A 22,050-nucleotide genomic window follows, 5' to 3' on the forward strand; every position below is an offset into this window, starting at 1 on the left:
AACTCCAGCTCGCGCCGGGTCGGCAGGGAGCTGCCCGCCCGCCCCAGCCCGATCCGTGCCTGGGTGGTGCGGCGCAGCCCCGACCACGGGTCGCTCGCCGCGACGTCGGGCGAGCGGGCGTCGCCGCCGCTCACGAGCCGCTCGCGATCGACAGCAGGGGCGAGGCGTCGAGGTCGACGGGCAGCACGCGACCCTGCGGGTCGGCCATGCCGAGACCGGCGAGCCACGCCTCGAACTCCGGCGCCGGCCTGAGCCCGAGGACCTGCCGCACGTAGAGCGCGTCGTGGAAGGACAGGCTCTGGTAGCCGAGCATCACGTCGTCGGCGCCGGGAACGGCGATGACGAACGCGGCGCCGGCCACGCCGAGCAGCGTCAGCAGCGTGTCCATGTCGTCGGAGTCGGCCTCGGCGTGGTTGGTGTAGCAGACGTCGACGCCCATGGGCAGGCCGAGCAGCTTGCCGCAGAAGTGGTCCTCGAGGCCGGCCCGCACGATCTGCTTGCCGTCGTAGAGGTACTCCGGCCCGATGAAGCCGACCACGGTGTTGACGAGCAGCGGGTCGAGGGCGCGGGCGAGTCCGTAGGCCCTGGTCTCGAGCGTCTGCTGGTCGACCGGACGACCGCCGGTGCCGAGGTGGGCGCCGGCCGAGAGGGCCGAGCCCTGGCCCGTCTCGAGGTACATCACCTGGTCGCCGACCGTGCCGCGTCCGAGGGAGCGACCCGCCTCGTTGGCCTCGAGGAGCATGCGGACGTCGACCCCGAACGACGCGTTGGCGCCCTCGGTGCCCGCTACCGACTGGAACACCAGGTCGACGGGCGCGCCCTGCTCGATCAGGTCGACCGTCGTCGTCACGTGCGACAGCACGCACGACTGCATCGGGATGTCGAAGCGCTGGCGCAGGTCGTCGAGGAGGTGCAGCAGCCGCGCCGTCGCCTGCGGCGAGTCCGTGGCGGGGTTGATGCCGATCACGGCGTCGCCGGAGCCCATGAGCAGGCCGTCGAGGGTCGCCGCCGCGATGCCGGCCGGGTCGTCGGTCGGGTGGTTGGGCTGCAGTCGTGTCGCGATGCGTCCCGGCAGGCCGATCGTCGTCCGGAAGGCCGACGTGACGCGCGCGGCCTGCGCGACCAGCACGAGGTCCTGGTTGCGCATCAGCTTCGAGACGGCCGCCACCATCTCCGGCGTGAGCCCCGGGGCGACCGCCGTGAGCGTGGCGGCCGCGTCGGGACGTGTCGCCGTCGCCAGCAGCCAGTCGCGGAACCCGCCCACGGTCAGGTGCGCCACCGGTGCGAAGGCCTCGGCGTCGTGGGTGTCGACGATGAGCCGGGTCACCTCGTCGCTCTCGTAGGGCACCACCTGCTCCTGCAGGAACGTGGCGAGCGGCTCGTCGGCGAGGGCCCACGCGGCCGCAGCGCGCTCCGCGTCGGACTCGGCCGCGCAGCCGGCCAGCTGGTCGCCCGAGCGGACCGGCGTGGCCTTGGCCATCAGGTCGACGAGACCGTCGAACGTGTAGGTCCGACCGCCGAGCGTGTGCCGCCGGATCACCCGAGGTCCTCCTCCGCGCGGGCCAGCGCGGCGAACTCCTCGTCGGGAGAGGCGGCCACCAGGTGGTGACGGCTGTAGAGGCCGAACCACGCCATGAAGGCCAGGAAGACGCCCACGCACCACAGCGCCGCGGTGCTGTCGACGAGGAAGGTCGCCACGACGGAGAGCGCCGCGACGACGAGCGCGAAGCCGGTCGTGAGGACGCCGCCCGGGGTCCGGTAGGGCCGGGGCATGTCAGGCTCGCGCACGCGGAGCACGACGTGGCTGACCATCATCAGCACGTAGCTGAGGGCCGCCCCGAACACCGCCATGTTGAGCAGCAGCGCGCCCTCGCCGGTCAGCGACAGGCCGAAGCCGATGACGCCCGGCACGACGAGCGCGAGCGTCGGCGTCTTGCGGCGGTTGGTCACCGAGAGCGACGTGGGCAGGTAGCCGGCACGGGACAGGGCGAAGAGCTGACGGGAGTATGCGTAGATGATCGAGAAGAAGCTGGCCACGAGCCCCGCCAGGCCGATGTAGTTCACGACCGTGGCGGCAGCGCCCCCGCCGAGGGCCTCCACCAGCGGGTTGCCCGACGACGCCATCGCCTCCGCGCCCCCGGCGCCCGGGACGAGCACGAGCACGAGCACGCACGTGAACAGCAGCACCGCCATCGCCGCGATGATGCCGCGCGGCACGTTCCGCTCGGCATCGGCCGTCTCCTCGGCGGCCAGCGGCACGCCCTCGACCGCGAGGAAGAACCAGATCGCGAACGGGATCGCCGACCAGATGCCCAGGTAGCCGAAGGGGAGGAGCTCGGAGGCGCCGGCGGCGCCGGTCGGCGCGATGTCGGTCAGGCGCGAGACGTCGAAGTCGCCCAGGGCGGCCACGGCGAAGACCACGAGCCCCACGAGCGCGACCGAGGTGATGACGAACATGACCTTGAGCGCCTCGCCGACGCCGGCGAGGTGGATGCCGATGAACAGGGCGTAGACGGCCAGGTAGACCCACCAGCCGTCGGTGATGCCGAACAGCCCGAGCGACTCGACGTAGGCGCCGATGAAGGTGGCGATCGCCGCTGGGGCGATGGCGTACTCGATGAGGATGGCGGTCCCGGTGGCGAACCCGCCCCACGGTCCGAGGGCGCGGCGCGCGAACGTGTAGCCGCCGCCCGCCGCGGGCAGCGACGACGACAGCTCGGCCATGCCGAGCACGAGCGCCAGGTACATGGCCGCGACGACCACGGTCGCGATGGCGAGCCCGCCGAACCCGCCCTCGGCGAGGCCGAAGTTCCAGCCGGAGTAGTCGCCGGACACGACGTAGCTGACGCCGAGCCCGGCGAGCAGGACCCAGCCCGCCGTGCCCCGTTGGAGCTGGCGCTTCTCGAGGTACTCCTGGGCGCTCGCGCCGGAGCCCGACGTCACCGGTGTCTCGTGCTGCTGTGTCATGGGTGCTCCCTCGTCCCGCGCCGCGCCGTGCGACCGGAGCACGACGCTAGTGAGGCCGTGTTGCCCGGATGTTGCCGCGCGCTTACGGACGAGGCCCAGGTGGGACCGACGTCTAGGCTGGGCTCATGGCGACGCAGGAGGGGCCCCGACGACGCAGCTGGCGCGACCGCACCAACCGCGCCGTGCACGGTGCGACCGCGCGGGTTGACGGCCAGACGGAGGACGCGGCGCGGCGGGCCGTGACCGTCATCGTCCCGACCGTGCGGCTGCTGCGCGTCCCCTCGCTCGTGCTCGCCCTCGCACCCGCGCCCTTCCTCGTCGCCACGGTCGTCCTCGGGCTGGCCGCCGGCGGCGCCACGGGCACGGTGCTGGCCGTCGTCGCGCTGGTGGTGGCCCTGGCGCCGGTCGCGTTCGCGGTGCGGCGCCTGCGCCTGCTGCGTGCGGTCGAGGAGCCGGAGCAGCTGGCCACCGAGCTCGGCATCGCGGTGAGCCTGTCCGACCGGGTCGAGGAGGCCCGGGGAGCGCTCACCAGCATCGCCGGTGGCGGCGGGCTCCGGTTCGTCTCACGGCTCAAGGGCGTGTGGTCGGGCGTGGGCATGACGGGCCGCTGGATCGACGGCGTCGACGACCTCCCTCGAGCCCGCTGGTTCGTGCCGCCGAAGATCGGGACGACGGTGTCGATCACGATCGCGACGCTGTGGTCCGTGCCGATCTCGGCGCTGCTCGCGTTCTTCACCGCGGTCGCCGCCATCGCCGGGTCGCTCTGAGTCGCGCACGGCTGGAGCCCTGAGCCTCGTGACCGGTCCGGCGTCCTGGCCACCCGTCCCCACGGTCATCGGGCACCGCGGCGTGCCCGGCCACCGGCTCGAGCACACGCGCGGGTCGTACCTGCTCGCGATCGAGCAAGGCGCCGACTACCTCGAGCCCGACGTCGTGGCCACCCGCGACGGTCACCTGGTCGTGCGGCACGAGAACGAGATCGGTCACACGACCGACGTCGCCGACCACCCGGAGCTCGCCGACCGGCGCACCACCAAGCGGGTCGACGGCGTGTGGACGAGCGGCTGGTTCACCGAGGACCTCACGCTCGCCGAGGTCAAGACGTTGCGGGTCCGCGAACGTCTTCCGCAGCTGCGGCCCCAGAACCTCGCCCTCGCCGGCACCGAGGACGTGCTCACCCTCGAGGAGGTGGTCGACATCGCGCGGCAGGCCCCCCGCCGGGTCGGGGTGTACGTGGAGACCAAGCACCCGAGCTACTTCCGCGAGCGCGGACTCGACCTCGACGACCTGCTGCTCGACGTGCTGGAGAGGGTCGACCTCAACCGCACCGACGCCGACGTGCCGGTCGTCGTCCAGTCGATGGAGACCGGGAACCTGCGCGGCCTGCGCCCGCGCACGCCGTTGACGCTCGTGCAGCTGATGGACCGCAAGGGCGCGCCCTGGGACCTCGGGTCAGCCGGCGACCCGCGCACCTACGCCGACCTGACCACCCCCGCGGCGTTGGCCGAGCTGGCCGAGCACGTCGACGGCATCGGCCCGAACAAGACCCTCGTGATCGCGCGGCGGACGGGCCACTGGCTCGACGGCGAGACCGGCCTCGTGGCTCGCGCCCACGCGGCCGGGCTGCTCGTGCACGTGTGGACGATGCGCGACGAGAACAACTTCCTGCCGGCGGACTTCCGCACCAGCGGCGACCGTGCCGCGGCCGGCGACGCCGCGGCGGAGTACCGGGCGTTCTTCGACGCCGGGGTCGACGGGGTCTTCTCCGACTACGCCGCCACGGCGGTCGCGGCCCGCGAGGCGTGGCTGGCGGGCCGGTAGGTCTCAGGCCTCGCCCGCGACCGGCTCCTCGGCCACGGGGCGGCCTCGTCGTGCGCGACGTCCCACGACGATCGTGGCCAGCAGCCCGAGCCCGCCGAGCACGATGAGGACGACGGCCACCAGCCGTCCCAGCTCGACGCCCTGGAGGTAGCCCTGGTCGTCGGCCAGCCACGAGCCGGCCGCGGCGAGGAACAGCAGCCCGAAGAACGTGTTGAACGGGTGCACACGGCGGCGAGGGGTGCGGGTGGTCGCCGCGCTCGTCGGGTCGAGGTCGGGGTCGGAGGCGCTCATGGTGATCCTGTCGTCGGTCGTCGCGTCGTGGTCGGTGCTGCTCATCGCGCGTCCACCACCACGCGGCCGAGGGACTGGTCGACGACGATGGTCAGGGCGTCGGGGTGGGACCCGCCGGACGGTCCGACCCGCTGGCCGACGCCGCTGCGTCGGGAGTCGAGGATCTCGAGGTCCCCGGCGTCGACCGAGGCCCGCGCCACCACCGGGGTGCCCTCGGGCACCCAGACGGACGTCTCGCCGATCCCGGCCCGTACGTGGACCGTGCGCCCCACGAGGTCCTCGGGGTCGGAGACCCCGCCGAGGTCGAGCTCGAACCGGCCGACGCCGTGCTCGTAGTCGGACCGGACCTGCTCCGCCGACGTGGGACGCACGACCTGCTCACCCACCCGCAGGGTGGGCAGCACGGACGCGAGCGCGAGCAGCGGGAGGAGGGCCAGGCCGAGGACGACGAGCGGTCCGCCGCCGCGGGTGAAGGTGCTCAGCACGAGCACCGCGCCGAGCGTCGTGAGCGCGAGCGCCACGTACGCAGGCCAGTCGGGGGCGACGGTGAGGCGCAGGACGGCGAGGGCGATCGCGGTGAGGGAGAGGCCCAGCAGCGTCGGGACCCAGCTGTAGGGCTCCCGCGGGGGGCGCGGCGGCCGCACCGGTCGGCCCGGCGCTGCCGGCGGCGGGGTCGGGGTCGCGGGGGGACCGACGTCGAGACGTGCGGTCCCCTCGGGGCCACCCGGCCACTCGGCGGTCGAGGATGCGGCGCCGGGGGAGGAGACCGGTGCCGGTGGCTGCCCATCGGGGTCGGGGGTGTCGTGGGTGTCCTCGGCGGCGCCGCGGCGCGCGAGCCAGACGACGAAGGCGACCGGCACGCCCACCACGACGAGCAGCCAGAACGGCCCGCTGCTGCCGAGCCCCCAGCCGCCGTCGCCGACGACGGCCAATAGCGCCAGGACGGCCGCGACGACCAGGCCGAGGTCGCGCACCTGGGCCTCGGCCGACCCGAGCGAGAACCAACGGCCCGCGATGCTGCGCGGCTCGTCGTCGGACGGGAGCAGCAGCCAGCCGGCGAGGTAGAGGATCAGGCCGGCGAGACCCACGAAGCAGAGCACGACGGCGAGCACCCGCACGAGGACGGGGTCGACGTCGAGACGGCGGGCCACGCCACCACACACCCCGGCGACCAGACGTTCGTCGGTGGAGCGACGCACGGACGACACGGAGTGCAGGCCGCGGCGCAGCCGCGCGTCGGTGCCGGTGTCGGCGTGGTCGTCAGCGTGGTCGTCGGTGCCCGGGTCGTCGCGGGTGCCGGTGGGTCCGCTGGACGGTGGTGTGGTGCTCATGACCCCATCGTCGGACGGGTGTCACGCCCACCACCATCGGGCGAGACCCTGGTCGGACCCTGGTGCCCGGACCGGGGTCGCACGAGGGTGCCACCTGGTGGCGTCGCGTCGCGCGCGCGTGTGACGATGCCGAGGTGAGCCAGTCCGTCGCGCCACCGCGCCCCGCCCGCCGAGCCTTCCGCCCGGCCGACCGCCGGGTGGTCGGTGGGGTCGCCGCGGGCGTGGCCGAGCACCTCGACGTGCCGGTGCTGTGGGTGCGGGTCGGGTTCGTCGTGACCACGTGGCTGAACGGGGCCGGCGTCGTCGCCTACCTGCTGCTGTGGAGGTTCCTGCCGCTGCGTCGGCCCGAGCTGTCGCCCGGCCTGGAGTCGGCCACCCGACGCGGTCTGCGTCCCGTCGGCAGTCCCGGACCGGTCGAGGTGCTGCAGACGGCGGCCGTCGTCGCCCTGGGTGCCGGTGTGCTGCTGCTCGTGCACGGCGGTGGTCCCTTCGGTCTGTCGCCCGTGCTGCCGCTGCTCGTCGTGGTGGTCGGCGTGGCCGTCGTGTGGCGGCAGATCGACGACGCGTCGTGGCAGTCGTGGTTCACGCGCACCACCGGCGCCGGCTTCGTGCTGCGCGTCGCCGCGGGCCTCGCCCTCGTCGGCTTCGGCGTCCTCTACCTCGTGACGCAGGAGCGGGGCCTGTCCGGCGTCGGCGACCTCGGCGTCGCGCTGCTCGTGGCCGTCCTCGGCTTCCTGCTGCTGCTCGGCCCGTGGATCGTCTCGCTCGTCACCGACCTCGGCAGCGAGCGGCGCGAGCGGATCCGCTCGCAGGAGCGCGCCGACGTCGCCGCCCACCTGCACGACTCGGTGCTGCAGACCCTGGCACTCCTGCAGAAGAACGCGTCCGACCCTGCCGCCGTCGCGACCCTCGCCCGCCGCCAGGAGCGCGAGCTGCGGTCCTGGCTGTACGGCGAGGAGGAGCTGCCCGGTGACTCGTGGGCGGCGGCGCTGCGCGACGTGCGGGCCGACGTCGAGGAGACGCACCGGATCGCCGTCGAGCTGGTCGTCGTCGGGGACGTGCCGCTCGACGCCGACCTGGTCGCCGTCGTCCGCGCTGCACGCGAGGCGGTGGTGAACGCGGCCAAGCACGCCGGTGTCGACCGCGTCGACGTGTACGCCGAGGTCGGGCAGGGGGCCGTCGAGGTCTTCGTCCGCGACCGCGGCACGGGCTTCGACCCCGACGCGATCGCCGACGACCGGATGGGCGTGCGCGGATCGATCGTCGGTCGGGTCGAGAGCCGCGGCGGCACCGCCCGCGTCCGCAGCGGCCCCGACGGCACCGAGGTCGCGATCACCATGCCCCTGTCCGCCGACCCGGCCGCGAGCCCCGAGGAGCCCCGATGAGTCCCCTGCACGTCCTGGTGGTCGACGACCACGCCATGTTCCGCACGGGCGTGCGCGCCGAGCTCCAGAAGGACCCGGGCGTCGTCGTGGTGGGCGAGGCCGAGGACGTCGACACGGCCGTGCCCGCCGTGCTGGCCGCGCGTCCCGACGTGGTCCTGCTCGACGTGCACATGCCGGGCGGCGGCGGGGCCGAGGTGATCCGCCGCGTGCTGCCGCAGGCACCCGAGGTGCGCTTCCTGGCCCTGTCGGTCAGCGATGCCGCGGAGGACGTCATCGGCGTCATCCGGGCCGGCGCCCGCGGGTACGTGACCAAGACGATCTCCGGTGCCGAGCTCGTCGACGCCCTGCACCGGGTGGCCTCGGGCGACGCGGTGTTCAGCCCACGGCTCGCCGGCTTCGTGCTCGACGCGTTCGCCGGCACCATCGAGGTCGCGCAGGTCGACGAGGACCTCGACCGCCTCACCGAGCGCGAGCGCGAGGTGATGCGCCTGATCGCCCGCGGCTACGCCTACAAGGAGGTCGCGAAGGAGCTGTTCATCTCCGTCAAGACCGTCGAGACCCACGTGTCGAGCGTGCTGCGCAAGCTGCAGCTCTCGAGCCGGCACGAGCTCACGAAGTGGGCGAGCGACCGGCGGCTGATCTGAGGTGCGGCGTCACCGAACGATGTCGGCCGCGTCCGCCGCGTTCACGGTCACGGCGACGGACCAGCGAACCCCGTCGGGGGCGTCCACGCGAACGGGGAGGTCGCCTGCTGGGTAGGGCTCGGTCGCCTCGTCCAGGCTCTGGCTGATCGATCCATCCCGCGAGGTGTTGGGGCACGGCTGTCCGGCCGTGCCGAGCGGTGTCGTGACCGTCAGCTCCTGGTCGCCGCTGCCGCCCGTGCAGGCCAGCTGCACGCTCACGACGCGCACCGGCTCGTTGGTCGTGGCTGTCTCGCTGACCGAGCCGGTGCCGTCGAAGCGCTCCCACACGCGCTCGCCGATCGTGGGGAAGGAGCGCGGCGGCTCAGGGTCCTGCGCGCAGGCTCCGAGCAGGAGACCGAGGAGGAGCAGGACGGCTGGGCGGCGCATGGTCGGATCGTAGGCCCTCGTCGCGGACCTGGTCCCGGGAACCGAGCACCATGGGACGCCGGTGCAACCATGGGGCGCATGGACCTCCTGCTCCTCGCCGTCGCCGGTGTCCTCGTCATCGTCACGGTCACGTCGGTCGCGGGGCGGATCGGGGTCGCGGCACCGCTGCTGCTCGTCGTCGCGGGCGTCGGCATCTCCTTCCTGCCCGGCGTGCCTCGCATCGAGGTGCCCCCCGAGGCGATCCTCGCGGGCGTGCTGCCGCCACTGCTGTACGCGGCGTCGGTGAACATGCCGGCCATGGACTTCCGGCGCGACTTCAAGGCCATCAGCGGTCTGTCGGTGGTGCTGGTCCTGGTGTCCGCGCTGTCGCTCGGCTGGCTGCTGCCGCGGCTCATCCCCGGCATCGGGTTCGCCGAGGCGTTCGCGCTCGGCGCGATCGTCAGCCCGACCGACGCCGTCGCGACGTCGATCGTCCGACGGACCGGGGTCGCGCCGCGGCTGGTCACCGTGCTCGACGGCGAGAGCCTGCTCAACGACGCGACAGCGCTCGTGCTGCTGCGCACCGCCGTGGCTGCCACCGGCGCCTCGGTGTCGTTCTGGCACGTCGGCCTCGACTTCGTGCAGGCCGTCGGGGTGGCCGTCGTCGTCGGGGTCCTGGTGGCGGTCGTCAGCCTGTTCGTCCGCTCGCTCGTCGAGGACGCCACCGTCGCCACCTCCATCTCGTTCGTGGTGCCGTTCCTCGCGTACGCGCCGTCGGAGCACCTGGGCGGGTCGGGCCTGGTCGCCGTGGTGGTCGCCGGGCTGGTGATCGGGTCGCGCTCGCTCGTGGAGCTGCGCGCCGACGACCGCATCGCCGAGGCCGTGAACTGGCGCACCATCGCGTTCCTCCTCGAGGGCGCGGTCTTCCTGGTGATGGGGCTGGAGCTGCGTCCCCTCCTCGCCGACTTCGACGACTCCGGCCAGCCGTGGAGCCGGCTCGCGGTCGTGACCGTCGCGACGCTCGCCGTGCTGTGGGTCGGACGCGCCCTCTGGGTGGCGCTGCTGCTGCTCGAGCTGCGCCGGGGTCGCCGCGCGGTGGCGCGGCACGCACCGCGTCTGGCCTCGTTCCGGGAGTACCTCGCCTCCGAGCAGGCGCAGACGTTGTCGCGGCGACGTCGTGAGCGGGCCATGCAGCTCGTCAGACGTCGCGAGGCCGACGTCAGCTTCTACACGGAGCAGCCGCTGGGCGCCCGAGACGGTGTCGTGCTCGTGTGGGCGGGCATGCGGGGCGTCATCACGCTCGCGGCGGCGCAGACGCTCCCGCCCGAGACCGCCCAGCGCAGCCTGCTGGTGCTCGCCGCGTTCTGCGTCGCCGGCGCCTCGCTGCTGCTCCAGGGCGGGACGTTGACCTGGGTCGTGCGGTGGCTCGGTGCGGAGTCGGACCGGACGCCGCAGCGTCGGGCCCAGCTGAAGGCGCTCCTCGAGGCGATGGGGGAGGTCGCCGACGCCCGCTGCGCCGAGGCGGCCGAGGAGGGGCTCGACGGCCGACCGCTCGACCCGCTGGCCGTCGAGCAGGTCCGGCGTCGCCGGACCCCTGCCGCGGAGTGGGAGTGGGCGGGGGAGGACGGCGAGGACCGCGAGCGCCGGATCCGCGACTTCGTCCGCCTGCGTCGGGCCGTGCTGGAGGAGCAGCGCGAGGCGCTCCTCGACCTGCGGTCCGAGGGACGCTTCGACTCGCAGGTGCTCGACACCGTGCTCGGCCGTCTCGACGTCACCGAGTACGCCGCCACCCGTCGCGGTCCGCAGCCGCCGCGCTGAGGGAGGAGGACCCTCCCGAAGTTCATCCGGGCGCAACGCGACGGGTCTAGCCTCGGCCCATGAGCGACCCGCACCTGATCGTGCTCTTCGGCGCGACGGGGGACCTGGCCCGCCGCAAGCTGCTGCCTGGCATCCTGCACCTGCTGCGCTCGAGGCTGGCGGCGGACTCGCGGATCGTCGCCGTCTCGATGGACGACCTCGACGACGACGGGTTCCGTCGCTTCGCCCAGGACGCCTGCCGCGAGTTCGGGCGGCCGGTGCCGCAGGAGGAGTGGGACGCCTTCGCGCCGAAGCTGCACTACGTCAACGTCGCCGACGGGCCCGCGCGGCTCGCGGAGGTGGCGGGCCGGCTCGAGGAGGAGCTGGGCGGTGCGCCACGACGGCTGCACTACCTGAGCGTGCCGCCGAGGGCCGCGGTCGACGTCGTCCGCACCCTCGACGAGGCGGGTCTGGTCGAGCGGTCGCGGATCATCATGGAGAAGCCGTTCGGCACCGACCTCGAGAGCGCCCGGGCCCTGAACGCCCGCATCCACGAGGTGTTCGACGAGGAGCAGATCTTCCGCATCGACCACTTCCTGGGCAAGGAGGCGGCGCTCAACATCCTGGCCTTCCGGTTCGCGAACGGGCTGTTCGAGCCCATCTGGAACCGCACGTTCATCGACCACGTGCAGATCGACGTGCCGGAGACGCTGTCGGTGTCGGGTCGGGCTGGGTTCTACGAGGGCACGGGTGCGTTCAAGGACATGGTGGTGACCCACCTGTTCCAGATCCTCGCGTTCATGGCGATGGAGCCGCCCACGTCGCTGGACTCCAGCTCGATCAGCGAGGAGAAGAACAAGGTCTTCCGCTCGATGCTGCCGCTGCGTCCCTCCGACGTCGTGCGAGGCCAGTACCAGGGCTACCGCGAGGAGGAGGGCGTCTCCCACGACTCCGAGACGGAGACGTTCGTGGCGCTGCGTGCGCAGATCGACAACTGGCGCTGGGCGGGCGTGCCGTTCTACCTGCGCACGGGAAAGCAGCTGGCCGAGGGCGCGCGGATCATCTCCATCGCCTTCCGCGAGCCGCCGAAGTCGATGTTCCCGGCCGGGTCGGGCGTCGGGCTCTCGGGTCCGGACCACCTCACCTTCGACCTCGCCGACTCCTCCCGCCTGTCGCTGTCGTTCTACGGCAAGCGCCCCGGGCCCGGTCTGCGGCTGGACAAGCTGTCGATGCAGTTCGCGATGCAGGACACCGCACGGGCAGGGGAGGTGCTGGAGGCGTACGAGCGGCTCATCCTCGACGCGATGAAGGGCGAGCGGACGCTGTTCACCACCGCCGAGGGCATCGAGCGGCTCTGGGAGGTCTCCCAGCCACTCCTCGACGACCCGCCTCCCGTCCGCCCCTACCCCGTCGGCACCTGGGGACCGAACGCCGTCCACCAGCTCATCGCCCCCCGCGCCTGGCGCCTCCCCTTCGAGCGCACCTGGCGCGACCCGAACGAGTCGGGGCAGTAGGGGGAGGGGCGGGCTGGGCTGGTCCTGCTGGTGCGCTGCCTGCGGGGCTCTCGTCCTGCTGGTGCGCTGCCGCAGGATGTCTGGGGTTGCTGGTGCGCTGCCTGCGGTCGTCGTGAGCTTGGTGGTGCGCTGCCTCGGCTGGCGCTGGGGGTGGTCTCCGAAAGGGCCTCGACCGGGCGGCTGGCATCCGCGCAGGTCTGGGGTCTCGGGCTGCGGGCTGGTGCTGGGGTGGACGCACGAATGCAGAATCTTGGGTGCCCTTTGCGTTGGGGGGACGCAAGATTCTGCCTTTGCGCGGACCGTTCCACGCAAAGGCAGCATCTTTCCGACGCTCAGCCCTCTATCGGTGGGTCAGCAACCGCAGAGGCGCTCCTGCGGTTGCAGATCTACCGATAGGACGCGCCAACGCAGAACCTTGGCCCGAGAACGCAGAAACGAAGAATCATGCGTCACCCGAGAGCCCGGACCAGACCCCGAGACCCCAACCCACCCCCAGACCCGCCGCCGGTCGAGGCCCTTTCGGAGCCCACGCCCAGCGAAGGCCGAGGCAGCGCACCAGCACGTCCAGCCCCCCGCAGGCAGCGCACCAGCAAGGTGACGCAGGCTCAGGACAGCTCACGCACCAGGTGCACGACGGGGAAGGGGCGGCCGAAGGCGTCGGTGGTGTGGGTGCGCAGGGTGCGGAAGCCGTGCGACGTGTAGAAGCCGAGGCCGTGCGCGTTGCCGGCGTACACCTCGACGCTGGTGGGAGCGACGTGGTCGAGCAGGAGGGTGCCGATGCCCGTGCCGTGCACCTCGGGCTCGACGTAGAGCAGCTCCAGGTGGGTGCCCCGGCACCCGGCGAGGCCGAGGGGGCGGCCGTCGCGCTCGGCGACCCACACGTCCATCGACGGGAGCAGCGCGTCGCGGAGGTAGGGGTGGGCGTCGGTGAAGTCGTGGTCGGCCATGAAGCCGTGGCTGGTCCGCGCCGCCCGCTCCCAGAGGTCGGTCAGCTCGTCGAGGTCGCGCTCGCGGGCGAGCCTGATGGTCACGTCGTGGAGGTCGCTCACGCGCCCCACACCTCCTCGACCAGGCGGACGACCTGGTCGCGGGAGAGGCCGGCGCGCCGTGCGTCCGCGACCACCTGCTCGACCGCCGCGCGGGTGGCGCCGTCGACGCCGACGGACGCCGTCACGAAGGTGCCGCGTCGACCCTGGGTCTCGACGACCCCGTCGGTCTCCAGCTCGCGGTAGGCGCGGGCGACGGTGTTGACGGCCAGACCCAGGTCGGCGGCGAGCGCGCGCACCGTCGGCAGCCGATGTCCCGCGGGCAGCGAGCCGTCGGCGGCCGCCGCGGCCAGCTGCCGCCGGACCTGCTCGAACGGCGGCTCCTGCGATGCTTGGTCCACGACGACGTCGATCACCCCGCCACCCTGCCAGCCGTGCGCATCCGGCGCGAGCCTGCGTGTCGAGAGGTGCGTCGTCGGACTGTCTCGTCGTCCGTCCGGTCCGGCAGCGCGGCGCTGTCGGGCCCGCCGACTAGGCTGGACCGGTCATGACGTTGCCCTTTCCCGTGCCCGCCGGTGCCCGCCCCCCGTCGTCCTCGGACGGCTCCGACCCGAGCCCGGCGGCGGGGGCCCGCACCCGCCGCGCCGCCCGCTCCGACACGCTCCTGGAAGGGCTGAACGACGCCCAGCGGGCCGCGGTCTCCCACGAACCGGGGCCGGTGCTGGTGGTCGCGGGAGCCGGGTCGGGCAAGACCCGGGTGCTCACGCGGCGCATCGCCTGGCTGATCTCCGCCCGCGGCGCCCACCCGGGCTCGATCCTGGCGATCACCTTCACCAACAAGGCGGCGGCGGAGATGCGCGAGCGTGTCGCCGAGCTCGTCGGCGGCCCGTCACGTGCCATGTGGGTCAGCACCTTCCACTCCTCGTGCGTGCGCATCCTGCGCCGCGAGGCCAACCGGTTCGGCTACACGTCGACGTTCAGCATCTACGACGCCGCCGACTCCCGACGTCTCATGACGCTGGTCTGCAAGGACATGGGCCTGGACCCCAAGCAGGTCAACCCGCGCGCGGTGCTGCACTGGGTCTCGAACCTCAAGAACGAGCTCGTCGACCACGAGTCGGCCGGCGGCCGTGCCACGAACGGCACCGAGGAGCTCTACGCCGAGGCCTACCGGCTCTACCAGCAGCGGCTCCGGGCGGCCAACGCCATGGACTTCGACGACCTCATCATGCAGACCGTCCACCTGTTCCAGGCCTTCCCCGACGTGCGCGAGACGTACCGGCGGCGGTTCCGGCACGTGCTCGTCGACGAGTACCAGGACACCAACCACGCGCAGTACGCGCTCGTGCGGGAGCTGTGCGACCCCGAGACCGACCCCGACCTCGACCTCATGGTCGTCGGCGACTCCGACCAGTCCATCTACGCCTTCCGCGGCGCGAACATCCGCAACATCCTGGAGTTCGAGCAGGACTACCCGGCCGCGTCCACCGTCCTGCTGGAGCAGAACTACCGCTCGACGCAGACCATCCTCAACGCCGCCAACGCGGTCATCAGCCGCAACGAGGGCCGCAAGGACAAGAAGCTGTGGTCGGCGGCCGGCGACGGCGAGCGGGTGGTCGGCTACGTCGGCGACGACGAGCGCGACGAGGCGCAGTTCATCGCCGACGAGGTCGACCGGCTCACCGACGCCGGCGACGCGAAGCCGTCCGACGTCGCCATCTTCTACCGCACCAACGCCCAGTCCCGTGTGTTCGAGGAGGTCTTCATCCGCGTCGGGCTGCCCTACCGGGTGGTCGGCGGCGTGCGCTTCTACGAGCGCAAGGAGATCAAGGACGCGCTCGCGTACGTCCGGGCGCTGGTCAACCCGCGCGACACGGTGTCGCTGCGGCGCATCGTCAACGAGCCGAAGCGTGGCATCGGCGACGGCGCACAGGCCGCCGTCGAGCGGTTCGCCGCACGCGAGCAGATCTCCTTCTGGGACGCCCTGCAGCGCGCGGAGGAGTCCGGCGACCTCGCCCCCCGCTCCCTCAAGGCCGTGCAGGCGTTCGCCGCCACGATGGCCGAGCTCCGCGAGCTCGCGCTCTCGGGCGAGCCGGCCGACGTCGTGCTCGAGGCCGCCCTCACCCGCAGCGGGTACCTCTCCGCGCTCGAGGACAGCAAGGACCCGCAGGACGAGACGCGCGTCGAGAACCTCGCCGAGCTCGTCGCCGTCGCGCGCGAGTACGTCGTCAACGCGTCCACGGTCTCCGGCGAGGAGAGCGGCCGCGAGGAGGCCGACCTGACGAGCGGTTCCCTCGAGGCGTTCCTCGAGCAGGTCGCGCTCGTCGCCGACGCCGACTCGATCCCCGACGAGGGCGACGGCATGGTCACGCTGATGACGCTGCACACGGCGAAGGGGCTCGAGTTCCCCGTCGTCTTCCTCACGGGGCTCGAGGACGGTGTGTTCCCCCACCTGCGTGCGCTCGGAGACGCGACCGAGCTGCAGGAGGAGCGGCGCCTCGCCTACGTCGGCATCACGCGCGCCCGCGAGCGGCTCTACGTCACCCGCGCCATGAGCCGTGCGGCCTGGGGTGCGCCCTCGTACAACCCGGCGTCGCGGTTCCTCGACGAGATCCCGGCCCACCTGCTCGACTGGCGCCGTGAGGGCCAGTCGCCGACGGCGTGGACCCGCGCGCCCTCCATCGGCGGCGGTGGCGTCTCCAGCGGCGGCGGCCGCGGTCAGGCGTTCACGGCCAAGGCGGCCGCGGCCCGGTCGCAGCGCAAGCGCGCGGTGCCGTCGCTGACCCCCGGTGACCGGGTCACCCACGACAGCTTCGGCCTCGGCACCGTCGTCGCGCTCGACGGCCAGGGAGACAACGCGGTGGCCAGCGTCGACTTCGGCTCGCAGGGCGTCAAGCGCCTGCTGCTGCGCTACGCGCCGGTCGAGAAGCTGTAGCCGCCCGAGACGGCCGCACGACGGACGACGCCCCCGGCCGGTGGCCGGGGGCGTCGTGACGTCAGGTGCGGGCTACGGCGTGACGCCGTGCTCGCGCAGCGCGATCTCGGGGTCGATCGGCTCGCCGCCGCCGGGACGCACCTCGAGGTGGAGGTGGGGGCCGGTCACGTTGCCGGTCGAGCCGGTGTAGCCGATCGTCTGACCGGCGCGCACGCGCTCACCCGGGGTCGCGACGATGCGGCTCTGGTGGCAGTACCAGATCTCGGTGCCGTCGTCGAGGGTGACGACGGTGCGGTTGCCGTAGGCGCCCGCGTAGCTCGTGTCGGTCACCGTGCCGGCCGCGACCGAGACGATCGTCGAGCCCGACGGGCCGGCGAAGTCGAGGCCGGTGTGCACGCGGGCCCACAGCGAGCTGGACTGGCCGAACCGCGCAGTCAGCGCGTAGCCGGTGACCGGCAGCACCCACTGGTTCGACTTGTACTCATCGGCCACGTTCTGCGCCTTGTCGCGCAGCTCGCCGTCGACCTTCAGCTTCTGCGACGCCTGCTGCTCGGTCTGGCGGGCCAGCGTCGCCTCGTCGATCTCGGGCGTCACGTCGACGCCCTGCGACCCGGTGTAGCTGGCCGAGATCGTCTGGTAGCCGGAGTCGAGCGAGCCCTGGTCGGCACGCGGGGACAGCGCTGCCGCGCCGATCCCGGCCATCACGAGGGCGACGGCACCCGCAGCGGCCGGCGTGAAGCGCAGGCTCGTCTTGCGACGGCGGGGACGGACAGCCGCCCGACGGCCGCCGACGGAGTCGCGCGGCGTCTGCTGCCTGACGTCGAGTCGACGTTTGGGCGCAGGTGATGACACGCAGAGACCTCCAGCGATGCACGGGCGGGACCTGTCGAGTCTAGAGGACAGGAGGTCATGGTCAAGGAGGAACCTCGACACCGACGAGGCCCTCCCCGTCGTTCCGGGCGTGTCGCGGGGGCGGTTGTGAGGAGGAACACCGCCGTGCGGCACGATCTCGGGATGCCGATCCCACGCGTCGTGGTCGCCGACCTGACCGGTGCCACCGAGGAGCTCGCGCTGCGCCACGCCCGGGCGGCGAGCGCGGACGGCGACGAGGTCGTCTACCTCGGCGCCAGCGAGCCCGTCGCGACGGCATGGGTGGTGCGCGCCGAGGACGCGGGACGGGTGGCCGTCGTCGCGGACGACGACGCCGCGCACGCGCTGGAGACCGCGCTCGCCGAGCTCGGGCTCGACGACGTCGCGCTCGTGGTGCTGCCACCGCACTGACCGGCCGGACAGGCGCGTGGCCGCCGTCACCCCTACCAGGTGTGACGCACCCCGCCGCCCGTTTCCGTCCCGCAGAGGCTAGAGTCCCGAGAGGCTCTGACCTACCTCAGAGGACCCTGGACGAACCAAGGACGGTCATCACCGTGGATCTGATGGAATACCAGGCGAAGGAGCTCTTCGCCAAGCACGGCGTCGCGACGACGCTCGGCAAGGTCGTCACGACCGCCGACGAGGCCAAGGCTGCGGCCGAGGAGCTCGGCGGCGTCACCGTGATCAAGGCGCAGGTCAAGGCCGGCGGCCGCGGCAAGGCCGGCGGCGTCAAGATCGCCAAGACCGCCGACGAGGCCTACGAGCACGCGTCGAACATCCTCGGCATGGAGATCAAGGGCCTGACGGTCAACCGCGTGCTCGTCACGCCGGCCACGCCCCCGGTCGAGGAGTACTACTTCTCCTTCCTGCTGGACCGCTCGAACCGCAGCTACCTGTGCATCGCGAGCGTCGAGGGTGGTGTGGAGATCGAGGAGGTCGCCAAGACCAACCCCGAGGCCGTCCGCCAGATCCCGATCGACGCCGGTGCCGGCGTCGACGAGGCCAAGGCCCGCGCGATCGTCGAGGAGGCGAAGTTCCCCGCCGAGCTCGCCGACCAGGCCGTCGCCATGGTCCAGTCGCTGTGGAAGGTCTTCGTCGAGGAGGACGCCACCCTCGTCGAGGTCAACCCGCTCGCCCGTCTCGAGGGCGACAAGCTCGAGGCCCTCGACGGCAAGGTGTCGCTCGACGACAACGCCTCCGAGGTGCGCCACGCCGAGCACGAGGAGTTCGTCATCCACGAGGAGGCGGACCCGCTCGAGGCGAAGGCCAAGGAGAAGGGCCTCAACTACGTCAAGCTCGACGGCGAGGTCGGCATCATCGGCAACGGCGCGGGCCTGGTCATGAGCACCCTCGACGTCGTCGCCTACGCCGGCGAGAAGCACGGCTCGGTCAAGCCGGCCAACTTCCTCGACATCGGCGGCGGCGCCTCCGCGCAGGTCATGGCCGACGGTCTCGACGTCATCCTCGGCGACCCGCAGGTCAAGAGCGTGTTCGTCAACGTCTTCGGCGGCATCACGTCGTGCGACGCGGTCGCGAACGGCATCAAGGGCGCGCTCGAGCTGCTGGGCGACAACGCCACCAAGCCGCTCGTGGTCCGTCTCGACGGCAACAACGTCGACGAGGGTCGCGCCATCCTGAACGAGCTGGACCACCCGCTCGTCACCCAGGTGGACACGATGGACGGAGCGGCCGACAAGGCCGCCGAGCTGGCGAACGGCTGAAGGGGCTGACATGTCGATCTTCCTGACCAAGGACTCCAAGGTCATCGTCCAGGGCATCACCGGCGGCGAGGGCTCGAAGCACACCGCCCGCATGCTGGCGGCCGGCACGAACGTCGTCGGCGGCGTCAACGCCCGCAAGGCCGGCACGACCGTCACCCACACCGACGCCTCCGGCGCCGAGGTGGAGCTGCCGGTCTTCGGCTCGGTCTCCGAGGCCATCGAGAAGACGGGCGCCGACGTCTCCGTCGCGTTCGTCCCGCCGGCGTTCACCAAGGACGCCGTCATCGAGGCCATCGACGCCGAGATCGGTCTGCTCGTCATCATCACCGAGGGCGTGCCGGTGCAGGACTCCGCCGAGTTCTGGGCCTACGCCCAGAAGAAGGCGGCAGAGGGCAAGAAGACGCGCATCATCGGCCCGAACTGCCCCGGCATCATCACGCCGGGCGAGGCGCTGGCCGGCATCACGCCCGCCAACATCGCCGGCAAGGGTCCGATCGGCCTCGTGTCGAAGTCGGGCACGCTGACCTACCAGATGATGTTCGAGCTGCGCGACTTCGGCTTCTCGACCGCCATCGGCATCGGCGGCGACCCGATCATCGGCACCACGCACATCGACGCGCTCGAGGCCTTCGAGAACGACCCCGAGACGAAGGCGATCGTCATGATCGGCGAGATCGGTGGCGACGCGGAGGAGAAGGCGGCCGCCTACATCCAGGCGAACGTCACCAAGCCGGTCGTCGGCTACGTGGCCGGCTTCACCGCACCCGAGGGCAAGACGATGGGCCACGCCGGCGCCATCGTGTCCGACGGCGCGGGCACGGCGCAGGGCAAGAAGGAGGCCCTCGAGGCCGCCGGCGTCAAGGTCGGCAAGACGCCGTCCGAGACCGCCGCCCTGATGCGCGAGATCCTCAACGGCTGACGTCCGCGTCCGCCCCGCCCGGGCCCCGACCTCCTCGTGAGGTCGGGGCCCGTGCACGTTGCAGGCAGAGCCAGGGCCAGAGCCAGAGCCAGGGCCAGGGCCGCGGTCGCGACGCCGTACCAGCGGGGCGGGAGCGGGTCAGCGGTCCTCGGCGTAGGCGAGGCGCTCGCCCGCGCGGCGCACCAGGGACTCCCACGCCCGCTGGCTGACGTCGTAGTCGCCGACCGGCGTCATCGTCACCTGCGCGACGGCCTTGCCGCGCCGGACGACGCCGGTGCGGATCACCTGGCGCTTGCCGTCGGAGACCTCCAGGCTGATCCGCCAGGAGCGGCCCGAGAACCCGTCGCCCTTGATCGTGCTGCGCTGCCCGACCTTGGCCGAGAGGTTCTCGTCGGGGCAGTCGTCGATGTCCTTCGCGATGTCGTCGGCGAGGCTGCGGGCCTGGCCGTCCTCGTCGTAGGTGCCGACCGTCTCGGTCACGCCGAACTCGGCGGGGACGCCGACGGCGTCGGGGATGACGAACACGCGCGACGCGGTGCTGTCGAGCCCGTCGCGCCGGAAGCTGGCGTCGCCGCACTGCGTGGCCGCCGGGTTGTTGCGGGTCTGCAGCGGCTTGGTGCCCGACCAGACCTTGTCGATGTCGGCGACCGGCGGCAGGTCGACGGTGTCGAGGAAGCCGGGAGCGCCCGACGTCTTCGGTGGCAGGGCGTCGACGACCTCGATGTCGTCGCTGCACCGGCCGCCGCTGTCGCGGCAGACCCGCTGGATCGACGCGTTGAGGGTGGTCGCGAACGCGTCGATGTCGGGGCCCGCGTCGCCGGTCCGCTCGTGCACGAGCGTGCTCGTGACGCGGCCGGAGTGCGCGAGCCCGACGGTGAAGACCTTCTGCGGCGACCGGTGCGAGCGCAGCCGCAGGATCTGGAAGTCGCCGAACGGGCGCTTGACGACGAACGATCCGACGAGCTGGACGCGCGGGTGGCTGCAGCCGGCGTACCAGCCGAGCGTCGTCTCGTACGCCTTCGCGGCGGCCGCGTCGTTGCGGGAGACCTCGATCGACTCCGCGACGCGGTCGTCGTCGCCGCCGCTGGCCGTGAAGGTGCGGACGAAGACGCGCAGCGGGTCGGGGTCGGCGTAGCGCTGCGGCGGGCACGTCGCGTAGGGCGTGGTGTTGGTGGGGTCCTCGTCGGTGCCCTCGGAGGCCCAACGTCGGGTCACGTCGATACCGGCCACCTGACGGGTCGTCAGGAGGTTGTCGGCGGTGATCTCCCGAGCCTCGAGGACGAGGTCGGGCCGCTCGGCGCCGAGCTTCTCGCGGTACGGCAGCCCCGCCTGGGTGGCGAGCGCGTCGCCGTCGGTCGCGACGAGGCCGCCGGCGAGGACCGCGAGCACGGCCGCGGCCACCAGCAGCACCGTGTTGCGCTGGCCGCCGCGACGCGCGGTCGTGCGCACCTCGTCGGCCGCGGGCATGCTGAGCTGGCCGGTCACCGAGCCCAGCGCCTTCAGCCGGGTCTCGAGCTCCTCCAGCGAGAGGCCGAGCCGTCGCTCAAGGCCGTCGAGCGCGGTCGTGACGACCTCGATGCCCTCCTCGGCCCCGACGCCCACCTCGCGCGAGGCCTGGTCGAGGTCGGTGTCGCCGAGGGTCAGCAGCACGATCAGTCGACGGTCGTCGACGGGGAGGTCGTGCAGCGCGTCGAGCAGTGCGGTGTCGGCGTCCTCCTCGTGGCGGCGGCGCAGCGGGTGGGTGCCGCGGCTGACGGCGGTGAGCTTCCACGCCTCCGTCCGCACGTAGGCGAGCGGGTCGCGCTGACGGATCTTCGTCCAGTTCCGCCAGGCCCGCCGGTAGGCGTCGACCGTGGCCTCCTGGGCCACCTGGCGGTCGCCGGACATGGCGTACACGGCACGCAGGCAGGTGGCGGAGGTGGCCTCGTAGAAGCTCGTGAACTCGTCGGCGCGGGTCATCGAGCTGCCTCCTCGGGGATGTCGGCGTGGCTGGTCGGAACGTCACGACCTTACCGGGAGGATGGTCGGGTGAACTCGACCGTCACGACCCCACCCCTGCGTCCGGGTGTGCTCACCGCCGGGGTCTCGGCGATCGTCGCGCTCGTCGTCGGGTCCGGCGTGGCGCTGCTGGCCGGGGTCGGGCTGGTGTCGGCGCTGCGCACCGGCGCCCGGTCCTGGCTCGTGCTGCAGGGTGCGGGCATCGAGCTGCAGGGCACGACCCTGGGCCTCGTGCCGCTCGGCGGCGTGCTGCTGTGTGGTGCCCTCACGGCGCGCGTGGCGCGGGCGATGACCCCGGCGCCCGTCGAGTCGCCGGGTGCCTTCGCGGCCACCGTCGCGGGGACCAGCGGCGTGGTGGCCGCGGTGCTCGCGAGCGTCTCGAGCACGCCCGAGATCGTCGTCAACCCGGCCCGCGCCGCGGCCGCGGTCTTCGTCGTGACCGGGGTGTCGGCGGCGCTGGGTGCGA

Annotated in this window: 20 protein-coding genes; 11 read left to right on the forward strand and 9 right to left on the reverse strand. The window is 72.7% G+C overall.

All coding sequences use genetic code 11. The features are described 5' to 3' along the window. Positions 1-130: 130 nt before the first annotated feature. Both NH339_RS10790 and eat read right to left on the reverse strand, forming a co-directional pair. Positions 131-1,540, reverse strand: a complete 1,410-nt coding sequence (locus NH339_RS10790) for an ethanolamine ammonia-lyase subunit EutB (RefSeq protein WP_253025178.1) — start codon at positions 1,538-1,540, stop codon at positions 131-133. Then, complete coding sequence (gene eat / locus NH339_RS10795; protein WP_253025179.1) at positions 1,537-2,967, reverse strand: ethanolamine permease; 1,431 nt, start codon at positions 2,965-2,967, stop codon at positions 1,537-1,539. Before eat ends, NH339_RS10790 begins: the two co-directional genes overlap by 4 nt. 125 nt (positions 2,968-3,092) lie before the next feature. Between eat and NH339_RS10800 the strand changes: the two genes are divergently transcribed. Continuing rightward, positions 3,093-3,734 (forward strand): hypothetical protein, encoded by a 642-nt coding sequence (locus NH339_RS10800; protein ID WP_253025180.1) that lies wholly within the window; start codon positions 3,093-3,095, stop codon positions 3,732-3,734. Positions 3,735-3,762: 28 nt separating this feature from the next. After that, entirely contained in the window at positions 3,763-4,788 is a 1,026-nt protein-coding gene (locus NH339_RS10805) for a glycerophosphodiester phosphodiesterase family protein (RefSeq protein WP_253025181.1), read from the forward strand. A 3-nt stretch (positions 4,789-4,791) separates the two neighbouring features. Here the strand turns inward: NH339_RS10805 and NH339_RS10810 are convergent, their stop codons facing one another. Both NH339_RS10810 and NH339_RS10815 read right to left on the reverse strand, forming a co-directional pair. After that, the gene (locus NH339_RS10810) at positions 4,792-5,124 is read right to left on the reverse strand and encodes a hypothetical protein (protein ID WP_253025182.1); all 333 of its coding nucleotides are present in this window, start codon (positions 5,122-5,124) and stop codon (positions 4,792-4,794) included. Then, entirely contained in the window at positions 5,121-6,410 is a 1,290-nt protein-coding gene (locus tag NH339_RS10815) for a PspC domain-containing protein (RefSeq protein ID WP_253025183.1), read from the reverse strand. The genes NH339_RS10810 and NH339_RS10815 overlap by 4 nt, the downstream gene beginning before the upstream one ends. Before the next feature lie 134 nt (positions 6,411-6,544). On the opposite strand from NH339_RS10815, the gene NH339_RS10820 reads away from it, so the two are divergent. Then, positions 6,545-7,795, forward strand: coding sequence for an ATP-binding protein (locus NH339_RS10820; RefSeq protein WP_253025184.1), 1,251 nt, complete (start codon positions 6,545-6,547; stop codon positions 7,793-7,795). After that, entirely contained in the window at positions 7,792-8,439 is a 648-nt protein-coding gene (locus NH339_RS10825; protein ID WP_067854841.1) for a response regulator transcription factor, read from the forward strand. Before NH339_RS10820 ends, NH339_RS10825 begins: the two co-directional genes overlap by 4 nt. Positions 8,440-8,448: 9 nt before the next feature. Here the strand turns inward: NH339_RS10825 and NH339_RS10830 are convergent, their stop codons facing one another. After that, positions 8,449-8,865: a hypothetical protein gene (locus NH339_RS10830; RefSeq protein WP_253025185.1), complete on the reverse strand. Its 417-nt coding sequence runs from the start codon at positions 8,863-8,865 to the stop codon at positions 8,449-8,451. 78 nt (positions 8,866-8,943) lie between these two features. Here NH339_RS10830 and NH339_RS10835 point away from each other — a divergent pair, with 78 nt between their 5' ends. Both NH339_RS10835 and zwf read left to right on the forward strand, forming a co-directional pair. Beyond that, on the forward strand, positions 8,944-10,662 hold the full coding sequence (locus NH339_RS10835) for a sodium:proton antiporter (protein ID WP_253025186.1): 1,719 nt from the start codon (positions 8,944-8,946) through the stop codon (positions 10,660-10,662). Between the two features lie 59 nt (positions 10,663-10,721). Further along, a complete protein-coding gene (gene zwf, locus NH339_RS10840; protein ID WP_253025187.1) occupies positions 10,722-12,155 on the forward strand; it encodes a glucose-6-phosphate dehydrogenase in 1,434 nt (477 codons plus the stop codon). A 605-nt stretch (positions 12,156-12,760) separates the two neighbouring features. Here the strand turns inward: zwf and NH339_RS10845 are convergent. Both NH339_RS10845 and NH339_RS10850 read right to left on the reverse strand, forming a co-directional pair. After that, a complete protein-coding gene (locus NH339_RS10845) occupies positions 12,761-13,204 on the reverse strand; it encodes a GNAT family N-acetyltransferase (RefSeq protein ID WP_253025189.1) in 444 nt (147 codons plus the stop codon). Next, the gene (locus tag NH339_RS10850; protein WP_253025191.1) at positions 13,201-13,557 is read right to left on the reverse strand and encodes a GntR family transcriptional regulator; all 357 of its coding nucleotides are present in this window, start codon (positions 13,555-13,557) and stop codon (positions 13,201-13,203) included. The genes NH339_RS10845 and NH339_RS10850 overlap by 4 nt, the downstream gene beginning before the upstream one ends. 131 nt (positions 13,558-13,688) lie before the next feature. On the opposite strand from NH339_RS10850, the gene pcrA reads away from it, so the two are divergent. Then, positions 13,689-16,076 carry a DNA helicase PcrA gene (gene pcrA, locus NH339_RS10855; RefSeq protein WP_253025193.1) on the forward strand — a complete coding sequence of 796 codons (2,388 nt, stop codon included), beginning with the start codon at positions 13,689-13,691 and terminating at the stop codon, positions 16,074-16,076. 72 nt (positions 16,077-16,148) lie between these two features. Here pcrA and NH339_RS10860 read toward each other — a convergent pair whose 3' ends face one another. Then, positions 16,149-16,928, reverse strand: coding sequence for a peptidoglycan DD-metalloendopeptidase family protein (locus tag NH339_RS10860; RefSeq protein ID WP_253025195.1), 780 nt, complete (start codon positions 16,926-16,928; stop codon positions 16,149-16,151). Positions 16,929-17,090: 162 nt separating this feature from the next. Here NH339_RS10860 and NH339_RS10865 point away from each other — a divergent pair, with 162 nt between their 5' ends. The 3 genes from NH339_RS10865 to sucD all read left to right on the forward strand — a co-directional run bounded on the left by NH339_RS10865 (position 17,091) and on the right by sucD (position 19,586). Then, positions 17,091-17,357 carry a hypothetical protein gene (locus NH339_RS10865; protein WP_253025197.1) on the forward strand — a complete coding sequence of 89 codons (267 nt, stop codon included), beginning with the start codon at positions 17,091-17,093 and terminating at the stop codon, positions 17,355-17,357. Between the two features lie 143 nt (positions 17,358-17,500). Continuing rightward, positions 17,501-18,667, forward strand: a complete 1,167-nt coding sequence (sucC, locus tag NH339_RS10870; RefSeq protein WP_067854868.1) for an ADP-forming succinate--CoA ligase subunit beta — start codon at positions 17,501-17,503, stop codon at positions 18,665-18,667. Positions 18,668-18,677: 10 nt separating this feature from the next. Then, positions 18,678-19,586, forward strand: a complete 909-nt coding sequence (sucD, locus tag NH339_RS10875) for a succinate--CoA ligase subunit alpha (protein ID WP_253025199.1) — start codon at positions 18,678-18,680, stop codon at positions 19,584-19,586. 138 nt (positions 19,587-19,724) lie between these two features. Here the strand turns inward: sucD and NH339_RS10880 are convergent, their stop codons facing one another. Further along, positions 19,725-21,545: a hypothetical protein gene (locus tag NH339_RS10880; RefSeq protein ID WP_253025201.1), complete on the reverse strand. Its 1,821-nt coding sequence runs from the start codon at positions 21,543-21,545 to the stop codon at positions 19,725-19,727. 69 nt (positions 21,546-21,614) lie between these two features. On the opposite strand from NH339_RS10880, the gene NH339_RS10885 reads away from it, so the two are divergent. Then, a partial coding sequence (locus tag NH339_RS10885) for a DUF6350 family protein (RefSeq protein WP_253025203.1) occupies positions 21,615-22,050 on the forward strand: 436 nt, incomplete at its 3' end.

The organism is Aeromicrobium sp. CnD17-E (assembly GCF_024124745.1).
Taxonomy (GTDB): Bacteria; Actinomycetota; Actinomycetes; order Propionibacteriales; family Nocardioidaceae; genus Aeromicrobium.

What these genes read in the sequence shown, in the direction of transcription:
- eat (WP_253025179.1), bottom strand. Translation starts at nt 2,967, where the DNA reads ATGACACAGCAGCACGAGACACCGGTGACGTCGGGCTCCGGCGCGAGC.
- NH339_RS10800 (WP_253025180.1), top strand. Translation starts at nt 3,093, where the DNA reads ATGGCGACGCAGGAGGGGCCCCGACGACGCAGCTGGCGCGACCGCACC.
- NH339_RS10810 (WP_253025182.1), bottom strand. Translation starts at nt 5,124, where the DNA reads ATGAGCAGCACCGACCACGACGCGACGACCGACGACAGGATCACCATG.
- NH339_RS10815 (WP_253025183.1), bottom strand. Translation starts at nt 6,410, where the DNA reads ATGAGCACCACACCACCGTCCAGCGGACCCACCGGCACCCGCGACGAC.
- NH339_RS10825 (WP_067854841.1), top strand. Translation starts at nt 7,792, where the DNA reads ATGAGTCCCCTGCACGTCCTGGTGGTCGACGACCACGCCATGTTCCGC.
- NH339_RS10830 (WP_253025185.1), bottom strand. Translation starts at nt 8,865, where the DNA reads ATGCGCCGCCCAGCCGTCCTGCTCCTCCTCGGTCTCCTGCTCGGAGCC.
- NH339_RS10835 (WP_253025186.1), top strand. Translation starts at nt 8,944, where the DNA reads ATGGACCTCCTGCTCCTCGCCGTCGCCGGTGTCCTCGTCATCGTCACG.
- zwf (WP_253025187.1), top strand. Translation starts at nt 10,722, where the DNA reads ATGAGCGACCCGCACCTGATCGTGCTCTTCGGCGCGACGGGGGACCTG.
- pcrA (WP_253025193.1), top strand. Translation starts at nt 13,689, where the DNA reads ATGACGTTGCCCTTTCCCGTGCCCGCCGGTGCCCGCCCCCCGTCGTCC.
- NH339_RS10865 (WP_253025197.1), top strand. Translation starts at nt 17,091, where the DNA reads ATGCCGATCCCACGCGTCGTGGTCGCCGACCTGACCGGTGCCACCGAG.
- sucD (WP_253025199.1), top strand. Translation starts at nt 18,678, where the DNA reads ATGTCGATCTTCCTGACCAAGGACTCCAAGGTCATCGTCCAGGGCATC.
- NH339_RS10880 (WP_253025201.1), bottom strand. Translation starts at nt 21,545, where the DNA reads ATGACCCGCGCCGACGAGTTCACGAGCTTCTACGAGGCCACCTCCGCC.